We start from the raw sequence: 18761 nt of genomic DNA on the forward strand, positions 1-18761 counted from the left end.
TTAGTTTTAATTTTTATTCTTCTCTTAATGCATCAATTGGTTTAATGCTTACTGCTCTTTGCGCAGGTATTAGTCCTATTAGCGTTCCTAAAACCACCATAATACCTAATGCCCCTAACACATAGGAAATTGGTAAAGTAGGGTTTGTATATGGAAAATCTGTTCCTTGCGTAGCCGCATCTATACAAAACAATACAAATGCTCCTAAGACAATACCCATAATACCAGAAACAACTGTTAAAAAAACAGACTCTAGTAAAATTAGGTTACGTACCTCTCTAGGTGTTGCTCCTAAAGCACGCCTAACACCTAACTCTTTTGTACGTTCTTTTACAGATATTAGTAATATATTACCAATACTTATTACACCAGCTAATATGGTTGCTATACCTACTATTAAAGACAAAAATGTAAGTCCTTTTGCAAAGCCTGTAATTCTATTAAAAATTTCTCCTAAATTAAAAGCACCAATAGCTCTTTCATCATCAGGATTAACTCTGTGTATACTTTTTAATACCGCTTTTACATCTTTTTCAGCTTGTATAACATCTGCATCATCATAAGCTGCAATGGTTAGCCAATCTACATTTTCTCCTGTATTGTATAATTTTTTATAGGTAGAATAAGGTATATACATATCTGTATCTCCCTCAAAACCACCTCCAGGAACATATTTATGTACACCTACAATTTGAAAGTAAATATTATCTACCCTAACAAATTCACCAATTGGGTTTTCTCCTTCTTCAAAAAGTTCTTTTTCTGTACGCTCTCCAATAACTACAACTTTACGAGCTTGCTCTATATCTTCATCGTTTATAAAACGACCACCATCATATATTTTTTTAGTTGCTATTTTAGTATAAATAGGAAAATCCCCATAAACAGGTGCTGTACCAGATTTTTGACCTCTAACTACAGCGGCTTGGCTTCCTCCAAAAACTCCTTTTGCATTTCTTGGTGCTATGTATTGTATTTCTGGAATTCTGTTTTTTAATGTATTTACATCCTCTAATTTTAATTGTAAAGAACGTCCGGTTTTAAAACCTTCATAAGGCATACTTGTACTTTGCGCCCAAACAAACATACTGTTCATTGCTGTACTCTCAAAAGCACGTTCAAAACCGTTATCCAAACCTTTTGCTGCACCAGCTAAGGCTATGTATATAAAAATTCCCCAAAGCACACCAACTACGGTAATTGCTGTTCTGGTTTTATTTTTTCCAATAGAACCAAAAATCTCTTGCCAAGTATTACTATCAAATATAAACTTCATACTATTCGTCTCTTAATGCTACAATTGGTTTAATCTTGGCCGCTTTTCTGGCTGGCACATATCCTGCAAGTGCACCACATATTATTAATAGAATGGTTGCAAAAATTGCAATTCCGGTGTCTATATATGGGTCGGTAATAAAATAATCTTCTAGAGTATCTCCCATTGCATTGAGGAGAACAGTACCTAAAATCATCCCTATAAAACCAGATATTGTGGTAATAAAAATAGACTCTAGCAAAATTGTGCTAATAACAGATTTAGGTGTAGCCCCTAGTGCTTTACGTATACCCAATTCTTTGGTACGCTCTTTAACTACAAAAACCATAATATTACTAATACCTATAATACCAGCTATAATGGTACCAAATGCTACAAAAGAAACTATAATTTGCAACACACTTGCTAGTTGCTGATTTTGTTTTAATTGGTCTGCAATGTTTCTAATAAATAGTCCGTTTTCATCATTAGGATTGATAAACTTTTTGCTTTTAAGATATTTTTCTAAGCTATTTTCTAAAGACATAGCTCCAGAATACCCTATTTGAGGTTTAAAGCCCAATACTATTTGCCCTATTTTATCTGTATTCTTTTCTATAAGTTGTCTTGTAGTATACGGTATGTAAATTTTTCGTTCTTCATTATCTCCACCATCATCTTGAAAAACTCCTATAACTTTAAAAGAACTACCTGCAATATCAATATATTCACCAAGAGATTCTTCTCCTTTAAACAAATCCTTTTCTACCAACCTACCAATAACTGCATACTTGGTTTTGTCTTTTATATCTTGATTGTTGATATAACGCCCCTTCATCATTATTGTCTTCTCGTTAAATTGATGAGAAGGAGCTACACCCATATTGGGATAGTTATTAGACTCGTTTTTGTATTTAACCAAACCGCTCCTTGTAATTCTAGGAGTAACATAGTCTACAAACATTGCAAAGTTTTTTTCAATGTCTTCAAGGTCACTATTATCAAACTCTATTTGTCTATCTGCTTTGTAACCAGAATATGGTACAGATGTTCTACCAGGAAAAATAAAGAATACATTGGTTGCGTCATCTCCAAAAAATTTGGCAAACGTATTTGTAAGTCCGTTACCAAAGCCAAAAAGCACAACAAAAATGAAGATACCAATAGCTACCGTAAATCCCGACAAAAATGTTCTTAACTTATTTTTTTGAATGGTTTCAAAAATTTCTTTCCAAGCGTCTCTACTAAACATATTGCGAAGCTCTTACTTGGTCTACCTTTTTATCTTCTACTATTACACCATCTTTTAAGTGCACAATACGCTTACACATATCTGCAATATCTGGCTCGTGAGTTACAATTAAAATAGTATTACCTGCGTCATTAATCTTTTGCAAAAGATCCATAACCTCATAAGATGTTTTACTATCCAAGGCTCCTGTTGGCTCATCTGCCATTAATACTTTAGGTTCTGCTGCCAAAGCCCTAGCAATAGCCACACGCTGCTTTTGACCTCCAGAAAGCTCACTAGGTAGGTGACCAGACCATTGTTTTAGTCCAACTTGCTCTAAATATTTAAGTGCCTTTTCTTGACGCTCCTTTCTACCAACACCTTGGTAATATAAAGGGAGTGCTACATTCTCTGCTGCACTTTTATAATTGATAAGATTAAAAGATTGAAAGATAAACCCTAAGAATTTATTTCTGTACTTAGCCGCCTTTGTTTCATTAAGATTCACAATTGGCACACCATCTAAAGTGTAAGTACCCTCATCTAAAACATCTAGCATTCCTAAAATATTAAGGAGTGTAGATTTTCCAGATCCTGAAGAACCCATAATTGCAACAAGTTCTCCTTCTTCTACATTAAAATTGATACCTTTTAAAACGTGCAACGAATTGCTACCCATTTTATAAGACTTATGAAGGTCTTTAATTTCTATCATTGGTGTTAGTTTTTTTTTGGCTTTGTACTTAGTACATCTGTAAGACTACCCAACTTATGTTTAGTTACAATTAAAATGTGAAAAAAATGTTAAAATTAAAATTAGCAGTTAAAAAAAAACCACTATCCCATAAAAACAGGGATTTTATTAATCTTAATATTTTTTAAAAGTAAACAAACAACAAGCAATTATAGTAATTTACTGTGTATAAGGATGCTAAGAAAACTAAAATTGTAGTGTATTACTACTAATAGAATGTTAAAACTAAGCTTTCATTTTTTTATAAACGAAGTAAAATAACACACCAACCAGTACATATGGAACTGCCATTAGATACTTAATACCATTATTTATACCCTTTGCAACTGTAACATTACCCTCACTTTCTAAAACTGCTCTACACATTGCACATTGTGCTTCTGTTGCTTGAGGTAGCAAAAAAAACAAAACAATAACAAAGAATAATATTTTTTTCATAGCTGTATTCTTAAACATAGTAAGGAGATATCATAACATAAACTACAACACCAGTAACCGCAACATACAACCAAATAGGAAAAGTAATTTTTGCTAATTTTCTATGTGCGTCATATTGCTTTAAGTAAGCTTTAGCATAAGTTCTCATTACCAAAGGTATTATTATAATAGATAATATAATATGCGTAATTAAAATGAACAAGTAAATATATTTTACAACACCTTCACCTCCAAAAGGCGTAGATTCTGAAGTCATATGATACGCAATATACATTACCAAAAAAGCAAGAGAGAACACTATACAAGTGGTCATTAAATTTTGATGCAGCTTTTGCTTACCATTTTTAATAGCAATTACGGCTGCAATTAAAAACACAGCAGTAAGTCCGTTTATTGACGCATAAATAGGAGGTAAAAAAGATAAAGGCTCTACATCTGGTATTTTAACTTTAAATAAAAGAGCTACAACCACAGGCACTATAATAGATACAACTGTAATTATTTTATTAAACCTTTTCTCTTTTACACTAGCGTCTTCAACCTTACTCATCTAACAACTTTTTTATATCTTCTTTTAAAATACTTATCTGCTCTTTTTCTCCTTCATCATTAACACCTTCTGCTTCAGATATTGTTCCTCTGTAATAAATAAGTGGATTTCCAAACTCATCTACTCTAGAACGAATAAAACCCCTCTTATCTACTAAGGCAAACATACCAGAGTGCTCAAAACCACCTGGCACGCTAGGGTTTTGTTGTGCAAAGATATTAAATCCTTTGTTTGCAAGCTCATAAATAAGATCCCTATCTCCAGTCATTAAATGCCAGTCTAAATTGGTAATTCCGTACTTTTCTGTGTATGTCTTTAAAGTAGTAGGAGTATCATTCTTAGGATCTATGGTGAAAGAAGCAATACCAAAGTTTTCTACATCTTTAAAATCATTCTGAATTTTAACCAAGTTCTTTGTCATTATAGGACAAATTGTAGGACAGGAAGTAAAAAAGAATTCTACTATATAAACTTTACCTAAATAATCTCTATTAGAAACCACTAAGCTATCTTGATTAATAAAGGTAAAATCTGGAACTCTTTTTTTATTACCGTTAATTTCTATATATGCAAGATTACCTTTATTATCTTTCTTGTTCATACGATCGTTTTCTACAATAGTATCATCACTAATTCTACTTATAATTTTTGGTATAAAAATTATTCCAAAAACCAAGATTATAAAAGAAATCCAAATATAGTTGTAATTATTTTTTTTCATAAAAAGCTACTTTACGTTACTTACGTTCTGCGTTGTTCTTTTTTAAGGCCATACGGTATTCGGCTAAGATAATCTTAACATCATCCTCCATCTTATTATTTAACTCAGCCACAGAAATGGTGTTAAAACCGTATTTAGTACCCTCATCTTCATCATCTGTTCTACCACGTAGATTTAAATCTTTGTCTACTATAAAAACATAAGGAGAGCTTAAATCGTCCTCTAAAGTTATGTCTGTTCTTAATTCTTTATGAAAAGATTTAATTTGATCTGCATTACCATATACAAATTTCCAATTTTTGATATCAGCCAAAACAGAAAGTTCCTTTTTAAGTTTTTCTACTTCTTTTTCTTGCCCGTTTGCTACAAGCATAACAAACTGAAAATCTTTAAACTCAAAAAAGTGTTTGTATATTTTTTGATTTAAGTTAAATGCAGTTCCTTTTTTCTGCTCTACATTATCACCTAGAAAGCCAACTATAGAAATTTTATTTTTTAATTGTGTATCTGTAGAAAAACTAGATAACTCACCAACATTATTAGTTAGTATTGGTAGTCTACCAAAATTGTGTATGCCACTGGCAAAAAAAAGGTAAGCTACAATTGGTAGGATAAATAAAACTACCATTACAAAGGTTTTTTTCATAATGGTACAAAAATAAAAAAAGACGGTTTAAAAACCGCCTTTATATATTGTTAAATGATGCTAAATGTTAGAAGTTCCACTTTATAAAACCACTATGGTAAACATCATAGATATAACTACCCTCTGTTAATAGTATAAATACTAAGTAACTTATTAAAAATACTGGTGTCCATACTATAGATCTTCTAAACCCTTTTTTCTCGTCACGCAAGTGCATAAAGTCCCAAGCAATGTAATATGCTTTTACTATTGTTAATACTATAAATATTAAGTTTAGAGGCTTTAAGTAAATAAATGGAGACAATAAAAAGTTTAATGTAGAACCAAAAAAACCAGGCTCAAAGGCAGAAATTAATGGTTTCATTAAAATTGCTGGCTTATAAATACCTAAAATAACTTCTACTAAAGTTACAATAGATAAAAATATTAAAACACCCCAAATCTTCTGGATATTATCTTTAAACTTTAATTTTCCTCTAAAAATCGCTAATTTATGTTCGTGTGCCATTTTATGCTATATTATTATACGTAATGTAATTCTTTTTTAATCTGCTATTATACTAGGTAGAAGAAGGTAAATACAAATACCCAAACTAAATCTACAAAGTGCCAATAAAGACCAACTTTTTCTACCATCTCATAATGTCCTCTACGCTCATAAGTACCTATGATTACGTTAAAGAATATAATGATATTAATTAATACTCCTGAGAATACGTGAAAACCGTGAAAACCTGTAATAAAGAAGAAGAAATCTGCAAACAATCTGCTCCCGTATTCATTATGAATAAGGTTTGCACCTTCTACAACGTATTTAGAACCTGCTAGCCTTTTTAAAGACTCTTCTCTTGATAAAAGAATTTTGTGTCCGTTTTCATCAATGTTTTCAACTCTAACTAAAATATTAGGATCTGCTTTAAAACCTGTTACCACTTCATTAACAGAATATGTTGGCAAAGCACTTTCTCCAAAAAACCAAACACCCTTATTGTTTGTATGGTCTACTCTATCCTCGTGTAAAGGAGTTGCAAAATCTCTAATTGCAGCTCTCTCACCTGTATCTGCATTAACAAATTGTAATATTCTACCACCTTTTGTCTCAATAGCTCCAAAATCACCTTTAATAAAAGTAGCCCATTCCCAAGCCTGTGAACTTAAGAAGATAATACCACCAATAACAGTAAAAAACATATACCAAGTAACTCTTGTTTTCTGTAGTTTATGACCTGCGTCTACAGCCAATACCATAGTTACAGAAGACATAATTAAGATAAATGTCATTATAGCAACATATATCATAGGAAAATTACCGTGTACCAAAGGAACGTGGGTAAATACTTCATCTGCAATAGGCCAGCTATCTGCAAATTTAAATCTAGAAAATCCGTAAGCTGCTATAAAGCCAGAAAAAGTTAATGCATCAGAAACGATGAAAAACCACATCATCATTTTACCATAGCTAGCGCCTAAAGGTTTGTTTTTACTTCCTCCGCTCCAAACACTTTCCGCTGTACCTGTTGTTACCGTAGTATCCATATACAATTTAAAATTTATAAACTAAGAACGTTTAACTACGCTCTATTATTTTTAAAAAACACTTAAATAAACCCAAAGTCTAGTTAAGTTCCGCAAATTTACATTTTTTTCGGCTATACAAAAACCAAAATTTAACTGAAATTAACTTTATTTCTATTTATTATCGATATAAATAAAAGAATAAGATTAAATAAACCCATAACAAATCTAAGAAATGCCAAAAGGTTGCTCCTATTTCTAAACCATTAACCTCTGTTGATGAGTACTTATTTTTTAGTTGATTTACAATAACAACTATTAAAGAAACAAGCCCCGCTACAACGTGCGCCACGTGCACAACAGCAATTAAAAAGATATAAGACATTGTAATACTACTTGTTGGTCCAGTAAAATAAAACCCATTACCTATTAACTGAGAAAAACCAACAAATTGTAATACTATAAAAATTATACCCAAAGCCAGTGTAACCAACAAATATGTGGTTGCTTGTGATTTTTTATCCTTTTTGGTTGCTTGTACCGCTAAAAAGTAAGTAATACTACTCACCACTATAATTAAAGTACTCCAGAAGAAAGCAGATGGCAAATCAAAATCTTTTAACCAATCTTCTCTAGAGCTACTAACTATATATGCACTAGTCCAACCTGCAAATGCCATAATTAAACTAACAATACCAAACCAAAGCATCATTTTTTTAGCATTGTCTGACTTCTCTTTTTCTGATTTTTGAGTTAAATCCATTTAGTAAACACTTATTAATTTAAAAGTAAAATTAATTACCTATCTATAATTTATTACACAAACTTATCTACAACATATACCACTTGCATAAGCGTAATGTAAGTAACACTTGCTAACATTAATTTTCTGGCAGAAGCATTATCTCTATTATCAAACAAGCGAAAAGCAAAAAACAACATTACTCCGCCCATAATAAACACAATTACAGCAGCCACTACAGACAACTGCAATGCTCCTGTAAAACCAAAAGCTGGTACTACAGATATTATCATCATCCAAATAGTATACATAATTATCTGAATAATTGTTCCTTTATCTTTTTTACCTGTTGGCAACATTTTAAATCCGCCTTTCTTATAATCTTCATCTAGCATCCAACCAAGAGCCCAAAAGTGAGGAAACTGCCAAAAAAACTGAATCATAAACAATGTTCCTGGCTCTATGCCAAACTCATTTGTTGCTGCAACCCAACCTAACATAAATGGTATTGCACCTGGAAAAGCACCAACAAAAACAGCTAAAGGTGTTTTAGTCTTTAAAGGTGTGTAAACACAGGTGTATAAGAATATAGATATTGCTCCAAACATTGCTGTCTTTGGATTTACTAAATACAAAGCAACAATACCTGCAATTGTCATTGCTACAGCTACAATAGATGCAGTAGTAACCGTCATTCTACCGGCAGGAATAGGTCTGTTTCTAGTCCTATTCATTAACGCATCTAAATCTTTTTCAATAATTTGATTAAATGCATTTGATGCACCTACCATACAGTACCCACCAAAAGCCAATAATAGCAAAACAGTAAAATCTATTTTATCTGCGCCTAAGAAATAACCAGCTATTGAAGAAAAAACTACACTTACAGCTAGCCTTGCCTTTGTTATTTCTTTAAAATCTGCAAATGCCGAAACATCTGTAGCTTCATTTGCTGTACCAACCGCAGTTTTCATCCTTAATTTTTATGGATTGCAAAGATATAACCTAATTGATTTCTTTACAACCAATTATGAAGGTTTATATTTTGGTTGATAATTAAACAAACTACACAAAAAAACCGCTTGTTAAAACAAGCGGCTTCTATAGTTATTACACAAACTTATTGCAATTTAAAATTAATTGGTATTGAGTAAGGAACAACAACATTGCTTTTACCTTGTCTACCCGGAGTCATCTTTGGCAACTTAGCAATAATGCGCTGCGCCTCTTTTTCTAAAATTTTAGAAGGACCTCTCATTTGCACGTCTTTTACAACACCATCTGTACCAATTTTAAACATTACACTAACTTTACCCTGCTCTCTCATTTCTATAGCTGCATCAGGGTACCTAAAATAACGTTTTACGTGTTTTTGCATTTTTTTATTAAAACAGTCTTTTCGTTTATTTTTTGCAACTTTTTCACAACCTGGAAAAATTGGAACCTCTTCTACTACATCTAATGGTATTATTGGTTCTTCAATAATTTTGCTTTCTATAATACTACTTACAGCCACAGGTTCTTCTGGATCAGCTTCCGTATCATCAATAAAATCTGTAACATCTTCAACTGTGTCATCATCTGCTATTTTAATTTTATCTGGGTTTGTAACAGCTTTTGCCAACACCTTTTCTTTTGGCTTATCTTCTTCAACTTTAAAGTTATCTAAATCTGGATGATATTCTACCATCTCTGCCTCTAGCTCTGTTGGTCTTACCTCTTTATCCTCTACAAAAGCATAAGAAGACTCTAAAGCTAAATAAACCAGACCCATTGCCACAACAAGACCAATTTGAAAGTTTAAGAAACTGTTTTTTCGTAGATTTGCATCGTGCTTACTCTTTTTTGGAGTTGCATTGGTAGACGCTCTGTGACTTCCATTGCCGTGGAAATCATCAGAATTTTCTGTGTTTGTTTTCATAATACTATTTTTTATTTGTTACAATTATGTTAAAACACAAATAGTATACCAAAAAACCCCAAGCAACTGCTTGGGGTTTAATTTTTTATAAAAAAATTGACATAAAAAAAATCCGAACCAAATTGGTCCGGATTCTTATATAACTTAAAAGCAATTACTGCTTATTGTAATCTAAAAGTAATAGGTAAGCTAAATGGAACACGTACAGCTCTACCTCTTTGTTTACCAGGTGTCATCTTAGGAAGTTTACCAATAATTCTGGCTGCTTCTTTTTCTAAGTTTTTGTCTGGACCACGCATTTGAACTTGACCAATAGAACCGTCTTTCTGAATAACAAAACGTACACTTACTCTACCTTGAATACCCATTTCTTGAGCAATTTCTGGATACTGGAAGTGCTTTCTAATGTGCTTGTTCATTTTTTCATTAAAACAATCTCTTAAAGCTTTTGCTCCTTTTTTCTTTACTTTTTCACATCCTGGGAAAATTGGCACATCTTCAATTACAGAAAAAGGTACATCTACATCTACTTCTACTTCTTCTTCTACAACGTCTTCAACATCCATTACTTCTTCTTCCTCATCAGACTCAGTATCTTGTATAACAGACTCCTCTATCTCTACGTCATCTTCAACAACGGCAATCTCTTCTGGTGCTGCTGGTGGTGGCGGTGGAGGTGGTGGAGTTTTAATTTGTTCTGTCATTGGAACTTCTTCATCTAACATATCATCCACATTCTGTGTAATGTCATATGAGTTATCTTCATCGTATTTTTTGTACTCTAATGCTTGCCATACAAGAAACATAACAAGAGCTAGTCCTATTGCAAAATAAAGACCGCTGTTTTTTGTTAAGTCAGCTTGTGGATTTTTCTTTGGTTCCATAGGTTTTAATTTAGTGTTCGCTAATTTAAATAAATATTATCTAAATAAACAATTAATTTTTTCATTTTAATATTCTTTCCCGTAAAAAAAGTCGGTTTGCAACAATTAAGCCTACAAAAACACCTATTGTGTTTGCTACAAAATCTAAAAACTCTGCACTTCTTGTAACGGTAACTGTGTTTTGTAATACTTCAATAATTATGCCATAAGCAATTAAAGAAAATACTAAATACCATACAATTAGACTTTTAACTTTTTTCACCTTAAAAAACTCTTTTAAAGAGAGTACCCCTAAAATAGTTGCAACACTATAAAATGTAAAATGAACTAACTTATCTATGTTAGGTATTTTTACGGAAGGAAGATCTGTATTACTAAAAGAAAATAAGCTGAGTAATGTAATTAACACTACCCAGCTTATAAATAATATGGTATAAATTGGCTTTTTAACCACCAATTAAGTCTTTATAATCAGCATCACTCATCAATTCTTCTGCCTGAGATGCATCACTTATCTTAATTTTTATCATCCAACCATCTCCATAAGGGTCTGTATTTACCTTTTCAGGCTCATCTTCTAAAGACTCATTAAATTCTATTATTTCACCTGTTAATGGTAAAAATAAATCTGAAACAGTTTTTACAGCCTCTACAGTACCAAAAACCTCATCCTTATCTAAGGTCTCATCTAATGTCTCAACTTCAACATAAACTATGTCTCCTAACTCTCCTTGAGCAAAATCTGTAATTCCAACAGTGGCTACATCGCCATCTATTTTAACCCACTCGTGATCCTTAGTATACTTTAATTCTGATGGTATGTTCATTTTAGTATTATTTTAATTAATGCAGCAAATGTAACAGATAAAAAATGATTTGAAAATTATTTAATTTGAAAAATTACAAGAAAATTTTCTTTTTAAATAAGGATTTAACAATTACACATAAAACACTTACAAATTAAGACTTGTATTTAGTTTCCAAAGTTGTACTTAAATGTAAAACCTGTATTTATAGTTGTTTGCGGGAAAGCTGTAGAAACCGCAAATTTAGAGAACGAATGATCATAAAAGAAAGCTACCTCTAAAGATTTGCTTAACGCATAATCTGCTCCAAACTTTAATGAAAATACATTTTGACCAGATGTTATTTGATTATTATTTAACTCTAGGTTTCTAATGATAGTAATATTGTCTTTTAAAGTAGCATCTAATTTTAAATTTAAATCTCCTTTAAAACGCATTTTATCTCCTCCTATATTAGTAACAAAATTTACATCTTTAAATCTATATCCTAAACCAACTGTATAATCCTTACTATCTAACTCGGTTAACAAGTTATTATCAAAACTCATTGTTAAAGCCCTCATTGTTTGTAATTCTGCCACAATACTCATAGAGTTTTTCATTTCAAAATCTAAACGTACTAGTGGGTTAAATTGATCTGTTAACACCACATTTGCCATAATATTCTCTGGCAAGAAATCTTGAGTTTCAGGATCTATGGTTGTATTTTCTCTTTCTAAATTGGTTTGAAAAGAGTTGATATTGTATGATGCTCTATAACCGTGACTAATTGAAAAACGCTTAAATTTTTCTTTAAACCAATTAATACGCATTAAACCTGTATACTTTAGCCTCCAGTTTGGAATTGGAAAATTCCTAAATGCACCTAGTTTTACCTTTGAGGCATCTTGACCTGTGTATGCCGCAACAAACGCTGGCAGTAAAACATTTTGACTTGTTTTTCCGTAACGCTCTGGATACCCTTCTGCATCTCTTGCTCCAGTATTGTTTGCTAATCGGTTTGCTATAATTAATCTATTCTCTTTAAACTGATCAAAAGTAGAAGACTCAAACTCATCACTTTTTGCAAAAGCTGTTTTTATCATCATTGTAGAGATACCAAAATTACCAAAGTTATTACCTAAAAGATTTTGGTACTCATACTCTCCGTTTTCTATAGCTACAGAAAAACTTTCTTGGTAGCGTTCAGATAAATTTCGGTTAGCAGTAATATCTATGGTTAAATCTCTAATTGGTTCTGCTACGGCAGTTATATCTAACTGTCTGTTTGTTTCTTGTACAAACTGTTCATTAAAATCTGAAAACGTAGTTAACCACCCTCTCCTAGCTGCATCATAACGTATGTCTTCTTGACTACCAAAAACAAATCCTAAACTAGGCTTTGTTGTTCCTACAAAACCAATTGAGTTTGTATAACCAGGAAGTTGCTTACCTCTTGTTTCTGTGTAATTAAAATTTACACGTTTAACCATTGTAACTAGGTCGGTAGCAATTTTACCAAACCCTCCGTTTTTAGCTTTTGGAGTATTCCCCGCTTTATCTTCCCTGTTGGTTGTAAGTTTTGCTTTCCCTTTAGATTTTTTAAGACCTATTTTATCATACAATTTCTGCATTGTTAAATTGGTTGCAATTGTATGTGTACTTGCATTTTGTATTCTATTAATATCCTCGCCCGCAACTTCTTTTAATGCATCACCTCCACGTTGCCAGTCAAAATTACTAGTATAAACGTATTGTGCACTTATAAAATCTAATGCTGGTATTTTATCAAAAGGAATATCATAGTTTAACTCAAATTGTTGCGCGTGTCTGTTTGGCTCACCAATATCAAAGAAACCATCCCAAATATTTAGCTCATCGTTAATTGCTAAGTCTGCACTACTTTCATCTTTATAATAATTACGAATAATATTATTATTAGAAGCTGATATATTAAAACGCAACGACTTGGTTAAACTGTAATTGATATTATATTGCCAGTTAAACATATAGTTACGTTGCTGCAACTCTGGCAACGCCAAAGCATCTACTCCAGGCTCTACAACATCTCTAAAACGTTGTTGATTAAACTGACGGTTAATATTTGAATTTACCGCAATACTAGTTGGCAACAAGTTTAAATTGATATCTTTTAACCACTTTAAGTATTTACCTGTAAATAAAGAATCTTTTTTAGCAAAAGGTGCAATTTCTACTGGCTCAAAATTGTGTGCATATGTTAAGCCTGCCACCACATTTTGATCTTTTAATTTAGCAACTTCAAAATCTCTATGATTTGTTTCGTTATAAGAATAGTTAAACGTAAAGTTTTCTACGTCGTAAAAATTAGCATCTGCTTCTTCACTTCTATTTTTACGAACTCCAATAAAGTTTATACTTGTTCTTTTTGTGTAATCTTGTGCTTGTTCTTCTATAGCATCTGCATCTTCTTTAGATTGTGCAGCCGCAATTCTATCTTCTAATTTTAAATCGTCATAAACAGGATCAAACTCTGGTGTAATTAACTGCTCAGAAATTCCGTAATTAAATGGTAATTGTATTCCTAACTTTTTAGGCAATAACTGACCTAAATTAATATTAGTAACAGCATCATAAGACATAGCATCTTCTCTTGCACGCTCATTAGGCATTTGATCTATACCGCCAAAACCAGAAGTACTTTTACTACCTGTTACAGATACATCTGCAAAATCTGCAAAATTTAAATCTACAGCTCCAATTGCTGCCCATCCTCCTTTGCTATCTAAACCTGCTAAACGAAGCTCATTAAACCAAACTTCTCCACGTGCAGGGGCATCATCTGTATTTTTAACACCCACCATCATACTACGTATACTTCCTAATGAAGGGTTTCCTCTTAAACCAATACGCATTACACCTGGTTGGCGAGCATCAAACTCATTTACAGGAACAACTTCACCATCTATAATTTCGTAATAATTAATTTGATTTAGTGTTTGTCCGGCTATACCATAAGATTTTATTTTGTTTAAGTCAGCCAACTCTATTAATATCTCATTATCATCTGGCCAAATCTTTTCTCTATCACTCTCTCCGTGTGCAGTAAATTCTAATGGAACTTCTATTTGATAAAAATTCTGACTAAAATCTGTTCCTATTCTTAAAAAACCTACTAATGGTCTTTCTCCATCAGGAAAATCTGTTTCTAAAATTTCTTCTGCGTGAATAAACATTTTAAGACGCTCATACTGTCTAATATCTACATCTACATTTTTAAATACACCCCTAGAATCTTGAGGCTCTAAATTTTCAATTTTAAAAGAAAGCGATTGTTCGTTTTGCTGTACAATTGTATTGTTATTATTTAACTGTTCTCTACGTAAACCAGGAGGCAGGTCATAAATAATTGGAGAACGTGTGTTGTTTTCTTCTATATTTACTGTTGCAACGTCTACAAAAGTACCATCATCATCAGGGTTATTATCTACGTCTGGCTCTAAAGATTTTGTATATGTACGCCAATCTCCTCGTACCAAATCTAATGTTGCAAAACGCATTACTACATTATCAGAAAAGCCAGTTAAATACATACGCATAAAACTAATAGATCTAAAATCTGTAATACCTCCAATAGCATCAGAAAAATCACTTAACGGAATTTTATACTGTATCCATCTTCTATTTAAAACATTACCATTTGGCAACGTTGGTGTTTGCCCTTCTTTTATATCTGTAACGTACTTGTCATTTATAGAGGTATTAGGCTTAATAGGAATTCTGTACTCATAGTAACTGTTTACAGTATTCATTGTTAAATCTCTATCTATATCTTCTACATCTGGTAACGTTGTAGACCCACGGTTAGTATTTGTAACCTGTATAGGTGAATTTCCTTGTGGATTATTATAATTAATATAGCGTTCTAAAATACTACCGTCCTTATTTAAATAATATTCATAGTTATCTAAAGCAGGGTCATTAGCTGGGTTGTTTGTAAATATAGATGACTCATCTGCATCACTTAAACCATCATACCCTAAATCTTGTAATGTTCTATTATTTTCTTCCGCATCAAAAGCATACACTAAAGATTGTGTTGCTGGTACTTTCCCCCAAGATGTTTCAGACACCAAGTCATTACTACTAACACCTGGCAATCCGTTTTCATATTGTTTTTTTCCATCTTTTAAAATATCTTCTGAGATATTACCAATATTAAAAACCAATTCTCCCTGACTAGTTGTTTCTCCATCCACGTAAGGATCTAAAACCCAAAACTGAACAAACTCAACATTTGCTTGCTCAAAATTTGTACTACTCATTGGGCGCATAATACCTGCCCATTTTTCTTCTGGCGCTTCTGTACTAAAATCCGCATTGTTATTATAAGGTCCTTTTTGATTTGGATAGTATGCCAAATCTAAAGTTCCCTGAGTTGTTGTTTGTCCTTGTGCAATCTCTACCTTAGGAAAAACCTCATCTATAAAAACTCTTCTAGTTGCGTTTAAAGAAATATCATTATCATTAATACCAGAAGGTCTTTGGTTAGAATAAAAAAGACGATCTATAGAATACCAAGCCATTTTAGCTCTACCAAAACCATTTCTTAAGTTTTCTGTATCATTTGGAGCACTACCATATAATTGTCCGCTTGGATCTGCAAACTCTAACGGCGTACTTGCTAAATACCACCCCAAAGAAGATCGGATATCTATTAAAGATTGTGCTCCTTCAAAATCATCTATATAAGTAGTTGTTTCTCCTTCAAAATTTGCGTTTTTAGGAGAATTAGGCTTTAAAAAAGCAACCTCACCACGTACCGATAAGTTAGACGGCACATCTGTATCTATATTTGGCAACTTATTTACCAACCTAGTTAAAAACGGAATTTCTGTAGAGAAATTACCATTTAAACCAAACATTGTATTATTTACAGGTTCTACACCGTAAGATGATTTTTGAGTAAGGGGACGCTCATTTAAATTTAAAAATGTAGCTCCCAAAACAAATTTATCATTAAACTGATGCTCTACATTTACCCCTGTAAATCGTCTTGTTTGCTGACCAAATACAGCATTATTTTCTACAGATATATTTATTGGTGTATTACTAGCCTCTAAACTTGGATCTAAAATTTGTACTGTTCCGGCAGAGTAATTTACAGTGTAATCTATACCTTCTTGCAATTGCCTACCTCCTGCAGTAACACGCACAGAACCTCTTGGCACATTAAATGCTCCAATAGGAATACCATTTATACCAGCAGACTTATATTTACCTTTTATTAAAAATTTGTTTTTATCTGCATCTTCTAGAGCAGCAGACTTTGTACGTGAATACATATTTCTAAACACATACTTTTTTTGGTTATCATTATAACCTTGATCATTTTCTACATCATAAACACCACCACCCAATTCATTAAAAATATATTCTCCAAAAGGTTCCACTTTTGTAAACATTATATTTCCGTTCTGAGAGTCTATTGTTAAACCTTCTACATAATCAAAAAATCCATCTCCACCAGATTGCACATCATTGTAAGCATTTAACCTATCTAAGTTAAAAACATCTAATAAAATACGCTCTTGTAATGGTTTTGGAGTTGTTGGCCAACCAGAACCTGCACCTTCTGCAACTGGAGTAATGTAGTTTCTTGGAGTTGGGTCTGTATATAAAATATTTAATTTAAAATCTTCTTGACTTAACTGATATGCGCCCGTGTTATAAATGTTTTTCATCATTAAATCCCAGATAGGATCTTGCACGGCAGTAATATTACTTTTAAGTAATTTTAAAATTAGCGTATTATTTTCTACTATTGGTGTAGCACCTGCAGAAACAGATGTTGCCTCTAAGCCTCCATTTGCAAATTCACCAACTTGATAAACCTTTCCTTGGTAAGTATATTGAAAAGCTACCCCTAAAACCTCATCATTACTTAAGCGCTGACTTAATGAAATGTAACCTAATTGAGAGTTAAATGTATACTCACCCTTACCAATATCTAATTTTCTTGCGTTTTCTAAAATTGTATAATCAAAACCCTGATTAACTGTATATCCAGGTACATTAAAACCAGCTTGCACAGTTGCTATGTCTCTAATTTGATTAGTAAGAGAACCACCATTACCTATTAAAGCAGGATCATAGTCATTGGCATTGTTAAATGGTAAATTATCTGCAGTACTAGCGTTAAAAAAACCTGCTGGCGCACCACCACTTTTACCAATTCTTGTTTGGCCAGAATTAGATTCACCTAAATCTTGTACTGCAACTACATTTCTAACATTTAATGTCTCTTGTCTTCTGTTGGTTACCCAAACCTCTAACCTTGTAATTTGTACTTGACTACGTATGTATGGATAGTTCTCTAAAGCAGCATCATAATTATCTCTAAAATATTGCGCTAAAAAAAAGTGTTTATCTTCATCATAATCTAAAGCTGAAAAAGAAAATTCTTCTACTGTACCGCCACCTTGCGCAACAACAGTATTGTTTTGAGATCTTTGTTCTGATAAAACTGCCGTAACCAATGTTTTACCAAATTGAAGCTGTGTTTTAACACCAAATAAACTTTGTGCTCCTGTAATTAAAGAGCTGTTTAACGGCATACTAATATTACCAACTTCTATTTTTTGTATAATATCATCCTCTGTAGGCGTATAGTCTAGTTTTACTAAATTCTGAAAATCAAAAGTTGCCTCTGTATTATAATCTGCACTAACTTGCAATCTTTCTCCAATTTTACCCAGCATACTAAGTTGTATCTGCTGGTCAAAATCAAAAGACGTATTAGTACGCTGTCTTGGAGATAAAGACGGGTTATCATTTTTTTGCCAAATAACACCCAAATCCATAGCAACAGAACCTGTTGGAATAACCTCTATGGTATTACCACCAAATATTGATTGAAAAAAATTGTTATTTACATAAAAATTAGGCAATAAGTTTTTTCTAGCCTCTTCACTACCCGCTTTTTTACCAGAAAAAGCATCTGCTTTTTCTTTAAAATAGTTTTTCATTCCCTCTTTACGAGCCAACTCAAAATATTCATCTGGGGTTAAGTAAATAGGATAACTTATATTAAACTCTCCTACTTTTTCTGAGTAAACATACTTATCTAAGTCTGGATCGTATGTATATTTAGAAACAATACTGTTAGGGTTTGGCAACGCTATTTTACCAAGCGCCACACCTGTTTTTACTGAATCTTGTTCCTGTTCTTGTTCACCATCTTGCGCAAACGCAAAAGTTGTTGCACCTAAAAAAAGCACACATATAAATACAAACCTATATAATGGTGAAAGATTTTGTTTTGCCCCTGTTCTCAAACT

Annotated in this window: 16 protein-coding genes; all 16 read right to left on the minus strand. The window is 32.4% G+C overall.

What is annotated here, in order from left to right; all coding sequences use genetic code 11:
* Positions 1–13: 13 nt before the first annotated feature.
* Positions 14–1276 carry an ABC transporter permease gene (locus Q4487_RS06955; protein WP_100893868.1) on the minus strand — a complete coding sequence of 421 codons (1263 nt, stop codon included), beginning with the start codon at positions 1274–1276 and terminating at the stop codon, positions 14–16.
* Between the two features lies 1 nt (position 1277).
* A complete protein-coding gene (locus Q4487_RS06960; protein WP_100893869.1) occupies positions 1278–2507 on the minus strand; it encodes an ABC transporter permease in 1230 nt (409 codons plus the stop codon).
* Entirely contained in the window at positions 2500–3201 is a 702-nt protein-coding gene (locus Q4487_RS06965; RefSeq protein WP_100893870.1) for an ABC transporter ATP-binding protein, read from the minus strand. Before Q4487_RS06965 ends, Q4487_RS06960 begins: the two co-directional genes overlap by 8 nt.
* A gap of 264 nt (positions 3202–3465) precedes the next feature.
* Positions 3466–3678, minus strand: coding sequence for a hypothetical protein (locus Q4487_RS06970; protein ID WP_303540618.1), 213 nt, complete (start codon positions 3676–3678; stop codon positions 3466–3468).
* Positions 3679–3688: 10 nt separating this feature from the next.
* Positions 3689–4228 carry a DUF420 domain-containing protein gene (locus Q4487_RS06975; protein WP_100893871.1) on the minus strand — a complete coding sequence of 180 codons (540 nt, stop codon included), beginning with the start codon at positions 4226–4228 and terminating at the stop codon, positions 3689–3691.
* Positions 4221–4949, minus strand: coding sequence for an SCO family protein (locus Q4487_RS06980; RefSeq protein ID WP_100893872.1), 729 nt, complete (start codon positions 4947–4949; stop codon positions 4221–4223). The genes Q4487_RS06975 and Q4487_RS06980 overlap by 8 nt, the downstream gene beginning before the upstream one ends.
* 16 nt (positions 4950–4965) lie before the next feature.
* On the minus strand, positions 4966–5595 hold the full coding sequence (locus tag Q4487_RS06985; protein ID WP_100893873.1) for a hypothetical protein: 630 nt from the start codon (positions 5593–5595) through the stop codon (positions 4966–4968).
* 67 nt (positions 5596–5662) lie between these two features.
* Positions 5663–6103: a cytochrome C oxidase subunit IV family protein gene (locus tag Q4487_RS06990; protein ID WP_100893874.1), complete on the minus strand. Its 441-nt coding sequence runs from the start codon at positions 6101–6103 to the stop codon at positions 5663–5665.
* A gap of 47 nt (positions 6104–6150) precedes the next feature.
* Positions 6151–7131 (minus strand): cytochrome c oxidase subunit 3, encoded by a 981-nt coding sequence (locus Q4487_RS06995; protein ID WP_303540614.1) that lies wholly within the window; start codon positions 7129–7131, stop codon positions 6151–6153.
* A 160-nt stretch (positions 7132–7291) separates the two neighbouring features.
* Positions 7292–7873, minus strand: coding sequence for a cytochrome c oxidase subunit 3 (locus Q4487_RS07000; protein ID WP_100893876.1), 582 nt, complete (start codon positions 7871–7873; stop codon positions 7292–7294).
* Positions 7874–7926: 53 nt separating this feature from the next.
* Positions 7927–8826, minus strand: a complete 900-nt coding sequence (gene cyoE / locus Q4487_RS07005) for a heme o synthase (protein WP_100893877.1) — start codon at positions 8824–8826, stop codon at positions 7927–7929.
* 146 nt (positions 8827–8972) lie between these two features.
* The gene (locus tag Q4487_RS07010; protein WP_303540609.1) at positions 8973–9773 is read right to left on the minus strand and encodes an energy transducer TonB; all 801 of its coding nucleotides are present in this window, start codon (positions 9771–9773) and stop codon (positions 8973–8975) included.
* 161 nt (positions 9774–9934) lie between these two features.
* A complete protein-coding gene (locus tag Q4487_RS07015) occupies positions 9935–10657 on the minus strand; it encodes an energy transducer TonB (RefSeq protein WP_100893879.1) in 723 nt (240 codons plus the stop codon).
* 61 nt (positions 10658–10718) lie between these two features.
* Positions 10719–11111 (minus strand): VanZ family protein, encoded by a 393-nt coding sequence (locus Q4487_RS07020; protein WP_368411506.1) that lies wholly within the window; start codon positions 11109–11111, stop codon positions 10719–10721.
* Positions 11104–11484, minus strand: a complete 381-nt coding sequence (gcvH, locus tag Q4487_RS07025) for a glycine cleavage system protein GcvH (RefSeq protein WP_100893881.1) — start codon at positions 11482–11484, stop codon at positions 11104–11106. The genes Q4487_RS07020 and gcvH overlap by 8 nt, the downstream gene beginning before the upstream one ends.
* 146 nt (positions 11485–11630) lie before the next feature.
* Entirely contained in the window at positions 11631–18758 is a 7128-nt protein-coding gene (gene sprA, locus Q4487_RS07030) for a cell surface protein SprA (RefSeq protein ID WP_303540605.1), read from the minus strand.
* Positions 18759–18761 lie beyond the last annotated feature (3 nt).

This window comes from Cellulophaga sp. 3_MG-2023, from assembly GCF_030546975.1.
Classification (GTDB): Bacteria; Bacteroidota; Bacteroidia; order Flavobacteriales; family Flavobacteriaceae; genus Cellulophaga.